Annotated in this window: 6 protein-coding genes, 1 tRNA gene and 1 pseudogene; 2 read left to right on the top strand and 6 right to left on the bottom strand. The window is 45.4% G+C overall.

Annotation, left to right across the window (positions count from 1 at the left end; translation table 11 throughout):
* Nucleotides 1–371: pseudogene (locus tag AC06L3_RS06905) on the top strand (hypothetical protein); the annotation flags it as partial.
* Nucleotides 372–708: 337 nt separating this feature from the next.
* On the opposite strand, the gene AC06L3_RS06900 reads toward AC06L3_RS06905, so the two are convergent.
* From AC06L3_RS06900 to AC06L3_RS06890, 3 genes are all read right to left on the bottom strand, one after another.
* Nucleotides 709–900: a hypothetical protein gene (locus tag AC06L3_RS06900; RefSeq protein ID WP_475669885.1), complete on the bottom strand. Its 192-nt coding sequence runs from the start codon at nucleotides 898–900 to the stop codon at nucleotides 709–711.
* 210 nt (nucleotides 901–1,110) lie between these two features.
* Nucleotides 1,111–1,184: transfer RNA gene (locus AC06L3_RS06895), tRNA-Arg, on the bottom strand.
* A 52-nt stretch (nucleotides 1,185–1,236) separates the two neighbouring features.
* Nucleotides 1,237–1,875 (bottom strand): HAD family hydrolase, encoded by a 639-nt coding sequence (locus tag AC06L3_RS06890; RefSeq protein ID WP_475669886.1) that lies wholly within the window; start codon nucleotides 1,873–1,875, stop codon nucleotides 1,237–1,239.
* A 100-nt stretch (nucleotides 1,876–1,975) separates the two neighbouring features.
* Between AC06L3_RS06890 and AC06L3_RS06885 the strand changes: the two genes are divergently transcribed.
* The gene (locus AC06L3_RS06885) at nucleotides 1,976–2,386 is read left to right on the top strand and encodes a hypothetical protein (RefSeq protein ID WP_475669884.1); all 411 of its coding nucleotides are present in this window, start codon (nucleotides 1,976–1,978) and stop codon (nucleotides 2,384–2,386) included.
* Here AC06L3_RS06885 and AC06L3_RS06880 read toward each other — a convergent pair.
* The 3 genes from AC06L3_RS06880 to AC06L3_RS06870 are packed head-to-tail and all read right to left on the bottom strand — an operon-like array spanning nucleotide 2,383 to nucleotide 8,286.
* Nucleotides 2,383–4,743, bottom strand: a complete 2,361-nt coding sequence (locus AC06L3_RS06880) for a TonB-dependent receptor (RefSeq protein WP_475669883.1) — start codon at nucleotides 4,741–4,743, stop codon at nucleotides 2,383–2,385. The two genes, AC06L3_RS06885 and AC06L3_RS06880, sit on opposite strands and share 4 nt — an antisense overlap.
* A complete protein-coding gene (locus AC06L3_RS06875) occupies nucleotides 4,744–5,601 on the bottom strand; it encodes a sensor histidine kinase (RefSeq protein WP_475669882.1) in 858 nt (285 codons plus the stop codon).
* A gap of 6 nt (nucleotides 5,602–5,607) precedes the next feature.
* Nucleotides 5,608–8,286 carry an ATP-binding protein gene (locus AC06L3_RS06870; protein WP_475669881.1) on the bottom strand — a complete coding sequence of 893 codons (2,679 nt, stop codon included), beginning with the start codon at nucleotides 8,284–8,286 and terminating at the stop codon, nucleotides 5,608–5,610.
* Nucleotides 8,287–8,418 lie beyond the last annotated feature (132 nt).

The following is an 8,418-nucleotide window of genomic DNA, read 5'->3' as shown; positions in this document are numbered from 1 at the left end:
TTGAAGTTGTAACGATATGGAACAGTGAAAGCGGTGATGGACACTTATGGACTCTTCCGAGTGAGGTGCAATATCAGTCACTAGTGAAATATTGCGATTGGACTTGGCAAGAAAATTATCAAAATACGGGAATGAATGGCTACTTGGTAACAGGTAAAGAACGATACTTCGAGTTTGGGAACAGCATTTTCCTTCCTGCCACTGGTTATTTCAATTTGGGCTCTAATAACGTCATAAAGCAAGGTGAAGTCGGTGTCTATTGGAGAATGGAAAATCAAGGTATTTTACACTTCTCAACCATCCGTATTCTCCCAAATTATCAATCTGATCCGAACTGCAGTGGTGTGGTCGTGCGCCCTGTCTCTGAATAGACGTGCGGAATAATTAGTCAGGCTGATTGACGATAAGGATGCGGCCTCTGCCAACAGCATGGGCCGCAGTCATATTTCCCAGCCACCCAACGTCCACCGGGAGGCGCTTACAACTCAATAGGTCTTGAGCGACTGCAAAACTTACATGTTTAACGGCCCTAACTCTATACGGTCCATAAAATACTGACACAGTCGTATATGGTTTTCAACCTCAAATTGCGATGAACAATAGAAAGGAGACCAAGGAAGCAACCAGTTCTGCCAGTACACTGAATAAAAAAATGGAGGCCGGCCAAAACTTTTGGTCAACCTCAATTAAATTTTTCACCTGAATCCCTTACTCCTGAGTAACCTCGTATGGATAGCATACACCCGGCTCCTCAAAGCTCATACGTGCGCCTTCTGTACGGACGTCATTGGCTGAGTAAGTGATTGTCCATTCAGGAAGAGTGATGAGCACCCATATCTCCTCTGCTGTCATAGGAGCTGCGAATCTTATCTGGATTGAAGGTACAAGTTCCTTCTCCATTTCTTATGAACTCGAAATCCACTGGTGTCTCCTTAACGCCAACTGTGGCATAATCTTTTCAACGCCCGTGTGAACACAATTTGACCTCCATATCCTCCCTAAATATGAAAATTGGAATTATAAATCATATACTTTGTTGCACAATTCTTGCCCTTTTCTTGCCCCTTTCAATGAAAAAAGCCTCCTACGATAGTGTAGAAGGCTTTCCGGTGATCCGGTTGGGATTCGAACCCAAGACCCACAGCTTAGAAGGCTGTTGCTCTATCCAGCTGAGCTACCGGACCAATCCTGCTTCTTTCAAAAGCGGTTGCAAATATAGCAGTTAATTTTTAATTATCAAACAATACGCAGCAATTCATTGAATGCGTCAATCAAATAATCAGGTGAAGTCTCAAGGAGTCTGGACCTGGAATGATTGCCGTAGGTGACTCCGCAGGTGCGGCATCCGGCCCGGCGGCCCATTTCAAGGTCAAAGGTGGTGTCGCCAACCATAAGTGCAGTGCCGGCGGTTGAGCCGAGCTGTCTGAGCACTTCAAGGGCCATGTCGGGAGCAGGCTTGGCGGCAAGGCCGTCATCCACTGTTACTATCGCTGTAAAATATTGTCTTAAATTATGTGAGTCAAGCATTGCGTGAAGGGAGCCCGTGGATCTGGAGGTGGCTATTCCCATCCTGATTCCTCTGGAATGCAAGCGCACAAGAGTTTCGGCAACTCCCGGAAAATAAACGGTGTCGTCAAGGGATTCGGCAAAAATCCTTCTGTAAACCACAACAGCCTCCTCGGCCTGAGCATTGTTGAGATTACCATCGAGACGCAGGCAGTCAACAAGCGGAAGGCCGATGTTGGAGCGCACGAGGTCTTCAGAAACATCGTTAATACCAAAGTGCTTGAGAGTTTCCTTTGTAACATGAACAATGAGTGGTGCTGTGTCGGCTAAAGTACCATCGTAGTCAAAAATTATGGTTTCAAAATTCATCACGCCGCATATTTTCCCACAAAAATAGCAATAATAAGCCAGCGAAGGCAATTTTGGCTCAAATTTTGAATAATGCAGTTTATTCTAAATACAAACAAGTATGGTAAAAAGATTATTTTTGGTCTGCTGCATTGCTTTTGCAGCACTGGCCCTCTGCTCATCCTGCAGCAGCGACAAGGACGGTACACACGAGTACCTGATTAACATGGGTCGCTCACACGTAACTGACAAGCAGGCTTACAACGAAATCATGGCTAAAATCGGTGAGGATCCATATTTCTCATCACGTCCGCAATACACAGGCAAATTCTACGATTGCACTGAAAAGGCAATAGAGGAATTTCAGGAGCACTGCAGCAAGCTTGATGAAGAATATATATGCTCACGCCTTACAGATCCTATTACAGACGTATTCGTAATAGATTTCTGGTCATGCGATCCTATGCAGAACTGGATTTCCGTAGTATTCCGTCCTGACCTTATGGAAATCAAGGATGGTGATGCGGACTAGAAGCTGTAGCTTATAGTTCCCACCATATTGAATCCGCGGCACGGAACGCCTTTGAGCAGCTGTCCGCCCCTGTCATATTTGCTGTTGAACAGGTTGTTAACATCAAGTTTGGCCCCAAGTCCGAATGTTGATGTCCACTCAGCTCCAACACCTAATATTGCAGCGGCGGATTGTTCATAATAGGACAGGTTCTGGTATATCAGTTTATCTATCAAATTATTGTTCAAACTATTGAACGATGACTGAGCATGAACGTTGGCAAACACCTTGAATGTTCCTATCGTGGTTTGCGGAAGTTTCTGAGCTATGGTAAAATTAGCCAGGAAGTTAGGCACATTGCTGATATCGTGCTTCTCTGACTCGAAGTTCTCAACCTTGAATGGATACTGGTATGTAAGGTTGAAGTTGAAGGATGTATGCTCTCCATCGTGCTGCAGAGTGTTTTCAATACCGCCAATGTTTATTTTTCCGGCATTGGCGAACAATGTTGATTTTATTCCTTCTTGCGACGCTTCAAGCTGAGGATTTATATAAACCATATCCGAAATCTTGTTATAGAACAGGTTTATCTCATATTTGAGTTTGCTCTTTTTCCAGTTGAAGTTTGCGGACACCTGGAACGCATCCATCTTTTCCGCACTCAGGTTCTCACCTCCGGAGAATATTGGAATCAATGAACCTCTGAAGAAGTATGGTGCGTCAACGAACGAATGTGAGTAACCGGCTTTCAGGCTGAAAATATCATTTGCAAGCCATATCAGAGAAATTCGCGGAGAGAATGTATCAAGTTTCCGTTTATTGTGACGAATCTTGTGATCATAACGCAATCCTCCGTTAAATATGAACCTTTTTGTGAAATTATGTTTCAACTGGAAGAATGTTGAGAATACGTCTTCATGATCCTTAATGAACACATTGCTCATTGTGTTGTTTATCTGGCCGAAATCCGCGCCTATATACAGGCAGGCATCGGTAACAACACTTGTCTCGAACTGTGCTCCCAAAAGAACGGAACCGCTCATGCCATTGGTGAACTTATAATTATAATTGCCGCTCACCGAACCTCCGAAACTGAAATTTTCCCAAGTCACGGACTGCCACACGCCTCTTGTCTTGACTGACCCAAGGCCCATGAGCACGGCCAGCAGTTCAGAATACTGATATGGAATGGTATCGCCGAGCACATTGTACATCTGGATTCTCTCGTAAGTTGCAAAGGCGCTGCCGTCTATGGAGAAATTCTCCCAGGAGTGTGAATAATCGGCATCCACCCTGATATTGGTTTTCATTACTCCGGGTTTGTTTCCTGAAAGTTCATTGTAAGCATCGTAGGAAAATTTCTCCGAGAGACCTATTAGATTGTAATATGGAACTGATTTGCCCTGGCTGGCAATGGCTTCAAGCTTGAAATCATCCCAGTGAGCCTTTGCTCCAATATCGAATGTAGGCTTTCTGTTATAGCCACCTATATAGTGCGTAGTACCTGAAAGAATATCTTTTTCACCCTGACAGTCAGTTACAGACAGCCAAGCCATGAAATCGGTCTTGAGGTTGCCTTTGCCAACAAGGATTGAAGGGTTCAGATACTTGTCCTTTCCAACGCTCATGCTCACTTTGGCTCCGTCTATATCATAGCCTGATTTTGTAATGATATTTACAACGGCTGTAAGAGCAACGTTCCCGTACAACGAAGAAGCAGGGCCGCGAAGCACTTCAATCTGCTTGATCTTGTCAAGGCTGTTGCGATAGTCGAAAGGAGCGGCATTGGTTGTTGCGCTGTTGATTCTATGTCCGTCAATAAGTACAAGAATAGTTTCCTGACTCAATCCATACACTCCTCGCATAGCATTGTTCTCCTCAATGCTTCCAATCTGGGAAAAGCCGGGCAAATAAAGCAGCAGCACGTCAGCCAGGGAATGACCGCCTGACGCCTTTATCATTTCCTCCGTTATAAGGGTTACAGGAACCGGAACCTCCTCAATGGATTCAGCGAACTTGGAAGCGGTGCTCACCTTTATTCCCTCCTTCTTGATTTTTTCCAGCAGGTCGGCGAATCTGGGTGAATCCTCGTATGAATTATAGAAAGGATTCGTCTCCAGAAGTTTTGAAGCGTAAAGTATGGTTTCCTCCTCACGTTCCAGATGGAAGTTGGAAAGAGCAAGTATTCTGTAAGCCCTTTCCCTGTCATTGATCTTAATGCTGCGTATATTGTTGGCCAGAAGTGAATCCGCTGTTTCGAAACGTCCCGTTTCGTATGCAAGACTGGCCTTGTTCAATATTTCATCCGTATTCTGGGCCTTGAGCTGTGGAACTGAAAAAAACAGCAAGATACCCAGTAATAATATTCTGTGTTTCATTTATTTGCAGATTTTAACCGGAATTTTGAAAGTGATTGTTGTTCCTACACCTGGCTCGGTATCACAAAGCATTGTGCCATTGTGATTGTCCTCAATAAGAGAACGGATTATTCCCATGCCCAGGCCGGTACCCTGCCCTGCAGGTTTGGTGGTGAAGAAATTCTCGAAAATCTTTGCCTTGATTTCAGGAGTCATTCCCATACCATTGTCGGTTATTGCAATTGTAAGTCCTGCGTTGCCATCAAATATGACCTTTACAGTAACAGCCGGAGCATACGAAGCATCTCCAAAGCCTGCCCTTTCCTTGAGTGTATAGCAGGCGTTGTTCATCACATTGAGCACAGCCCTGCTTATATCCTGCGGAATAAGCATGAACTTTGGCATATTGTCCTGGTACTCTTCGTGTATGGCAATATTGAACGATTTATCGTTGGCACGCATTGAATGGTAGGCCAGCCACACATACTCGTGTACAAGGGCGCTTATATCAGTTGGCATGAACTCTCCGTTCTTTCCACGGCTCTGAAGAAGTATTCCACGGATGATGCTTATGGCTCTTTCACCATGTGACAGTATTTTGGTCATGTTCTCCTTGAGGTCAGCACATATATCCTCCACATCCGCCTTGTCGTCTTCGTTGAACTTGCTGCTGTTTTCATCCATGATATCCATGAGATCATCCAGAAGCTTTACTGACATCTTGCTGAAATTGATCACGAAATTCAGCGGGTTCTGCACTTCATGTGATATGCCCGCACTCAGGAGGCCCAGTGAAGCCAGTTTCTCCTGATTGTGCATCTGCTCCTGCAAAGTTTCCACCTGCTTGCGCAAATCTTCCATTTTATCCAAATCGTTCATAAAACTTTATTTTAAAACAATTGTGAATTCTGTGTATTCATCCTTTACGGAGTCCACCGTTATGCTTCCGCCCACATCCTGGACTATCATCTGTGAAAGATACAGTCCCACTCCGGGAGCTTCGGCTGTAGGTTTTGTGGTGAAGAAAGGATCGAATATCTTGTCCTTTATACTGTTTTCAATACCGATTCCGTTATCCCGCACAGATATTTCCGCAACGCTACCGGCAATGCCGGACTTACGGACCGACAGAACTATTTCAGGCAGATATGCGGCGGACCCGCCATCGTATCTGAGTTTGTCAACTTTCTTCTTCACAGCATATATGCTGTTTGACAGCATCATTCCCAGGACTTTGTTCATTTGAGCCGCAACTATTCCGGCTTTCAAGTCCGGATCGCAGGCATTCAACACCACCTCGACATTATATGAACTAATATCCTTCGAATAATACTGCATGAAGGTATTCACGGTCTGCTGGCTCAATGGAACCAGAAGCGTTTCCTCAACATTGCCGGAACGCTCCTTGAGGAGTTCCTCCATGGCCTTGAGGATTCTGGTTGCTGACACACCGTGCTGCTCTATCTTTTCAAGATTGGTGTTCATCATACTTACGACATCCATTGAATCCTCAAAGATATCCTCGGTCATATTATCCTGATCATCTTCAAGATTGGCTTTCAGGTCCTTTGTAAGTTCTGTGGTAAGATGGGCGAAATTGTTGATGTAGTTCATAGGGTTGAGGATACGGTCAATCAGACCTTTCGTAAGCTGACCCACCGTTGCCTCGCGTTCCTGACGGAGAAGTTTGTCCTGAGCGTCCTTGAGTTCCCTGGTCCTTTCGTCCACAACCTTTTCCAGCCTCATCTGCTCCTTCTTTGCGGCGTGCATCCTCCACTTGAAGAAAGCATATATGGCAAGTACGACAAACAGCAGATACAATGCCAGGAAATACCATCTGATATAAATCGGATAAGGAATGCTCATTTCGAACGGCTCCGAATACGAGACATTGCCGAATGCATCAACAGCGCGGAACTGCAGCTGGTACTCACCCGGAAGAAGATGGTTGAACACGAAGTCATTGTCCTCCTGCAGCGATGACCATACATCCGAATTCTTAAGCCTGCAATTGTACAATGTTGTACCTATAGGGTCAAACTTGTCACTGGCCACTGTGGCCTTGAGATTGTTGCCATCAAGTTTCATGTATCGTATCTTGATAACAGGCTCGTATGTATCCAGTGTCTGCATTTTACCAAGATCCATGCAGATAAGCCCGAAACTGCCACCTATCCAGGCGATATTCTCCCCGAGCCTTTCCATTGCCGTTATGTTGTAGGTATCAAGCGGCTTGAGCCATTTTTCCTGACGTTCCGTAAGGGAACTGCCGGAAAGACCAAGATCCTTGTATGCAGGTTTCCAGACAGTACCTTCCTTGTCCTTGTACTCGAACAGCAGCGACATGCTTTCGTTCACATCCCTTTCAAATTCATACGAATCGGGTGCTTTGTAGTATATATTCCTGTTCAGTGACAGAGCCCAGATTCCTCCGGCATAGTCCTTCTCGAACTTGACCACATTAGGCACATTGGAAATCTTTGTTGAACTTCCGTTGAAGGTATTTGAATAGATACCGTCGAGTTCTCCGCTAAGGAAACCATCTTTGTCAAGCACCACGGACAATGTGTGCCTTGGCGTAAGCTGCCTTATATCGTTGGAACACATATAAACTCCATTTGCAGTTGCTGCCAGAGCCTTGCCGGATTGAAGTTCCACAAGCTGCCAGCAGGCAACGTTCATATTCCCCACCTTGCTGAAGCTGTCCTGTTCACCCAGTTTGAAAAGTCCCTGCAAAGTACCGACCAGCAATTCACCTCCGGTAGCCAGAATGGTATTCACCTGGCCTTCCAGACCATATTTCTCCGTATAATATGAATACACCGGCGATAGTATCACAACAAAGACTCCGTTGTCGGTTATTCCCCATAACGAGCCTTTGCCGTCATATGCCAGATTGGAGACATTATTGCTGCACAATCCGTCAAGTGCGCTCAAGGAGTACAGTTCGCTCCCGGTGGAATCGAACACCACCACTCCGTTTCCATTGGTGGCAATTGCTGTCAGCCCCCTGTCGTGAATTCTAACACTGCTGTTGACCTCATATTTGTCCGAGGCGGCAGGCAGATTGATTTCATCCTGTGCAAGCGCCTGCACCTGGTTGAGTTTTCCATTCTCCCAGGAAAATGATTCTCCGGAGCTTACGGTGAATTCAAGCCGGCCTCCGCCACCTGAAATTCTGGAAATCTCGCCGAAGCCCCTGGTTCTTGAAGTATCTGAAACCACATAACGCACTTCAAGTGAATCCGACATTGAAACATTGCCCAGAAAACCGTCACCACCGAACCACACTTTGCCTTCACCGTCATTGTGCAAACAGGTCACGCGTGAAATCCCTGGTGTATGGATCATACGCCACTGCGCACCGTCATAAATGAGCAGTCCCTCAAAATTGGCAATGAAAACCCTGCCGTCATCATCACAGGTGACATCAAAGTTCCTGTTATGGCCCTTGTATTCCAAGGCTCTGAAATTCCTGAAGAAAGGCTTGCCCTTGTTTATTGCCAGCAGGCCGCCGTCCGGAATGAACAGGATTAATAGGAGTATTATGGCAAATCTTTTCATACGAAAATTAATTGTGCCGTTTCTGGTTATTCCGGCGTTATTTGACTTGTTTTTAATACATTTTGAGCCAATGGCACAAAAAGAGAGAGCACTCACAAGGCTGCAAGTGCGAGGTTGACATCTTAGCAATTT

It is taken from the genome of Candidatus Egerieousia sp. (assembly GCF_056211015.1).
The sequence above is the reverse complement of the archived record's forward strand: the minus strand, read 5'-3'. Positions and strand labels throughout refer to the sequence as shown.

What these genes read in the sequence shown, in the direction of transcription:
- AC06L3_RS06900 (WP_475669885.1), bottom strand. Translation starts at nt 900, where the DNA reads ATGGAGAAGGAACTTGTACCTTCAATCCAGATAAGATTCGCAGCTCCT.
- AC06L3_RS06890 (WP_475669886.1), bottom strand. Translation starts at nt 1,875, where the DNA reads ATGAATTTTGAAACCATAATTTTTGACTACGATGGTACTTTAGCCGAC.
- AC06L3_RS06885 (WP_475669884.1), top strand. Translation starts at nt 1,976, where the DNA reads ATGGTAAAAAGATTATTTTTGGTCTGCTGCATTGCTTTTGCAGCACTG.
- AC06L3_RS06880 (WP_475669883.1), bottom strand. Translation starts at nt 4,743, where the DNA reads ATGAAACACAGAATATTATTACTGGGTATCTTGCTGTTTTTTTCAGTT.
- AC06L3_RS06875 (WP_475669882.1), bottom strand. Translation starts at nt 5,601, where the DNA reads ATGAACGATTTGGATAAAATGGAAGATTTGCGCAAGCAGGTGGAAACT.
- AC06L3_RS06870 (WP_475669881.1), bottom strand. Translation starts at nt 8,286, where the DNA reads ATGAAAAGATTTGCCATAATACTCCTATTAATCCTGTTCATTCCGGAC.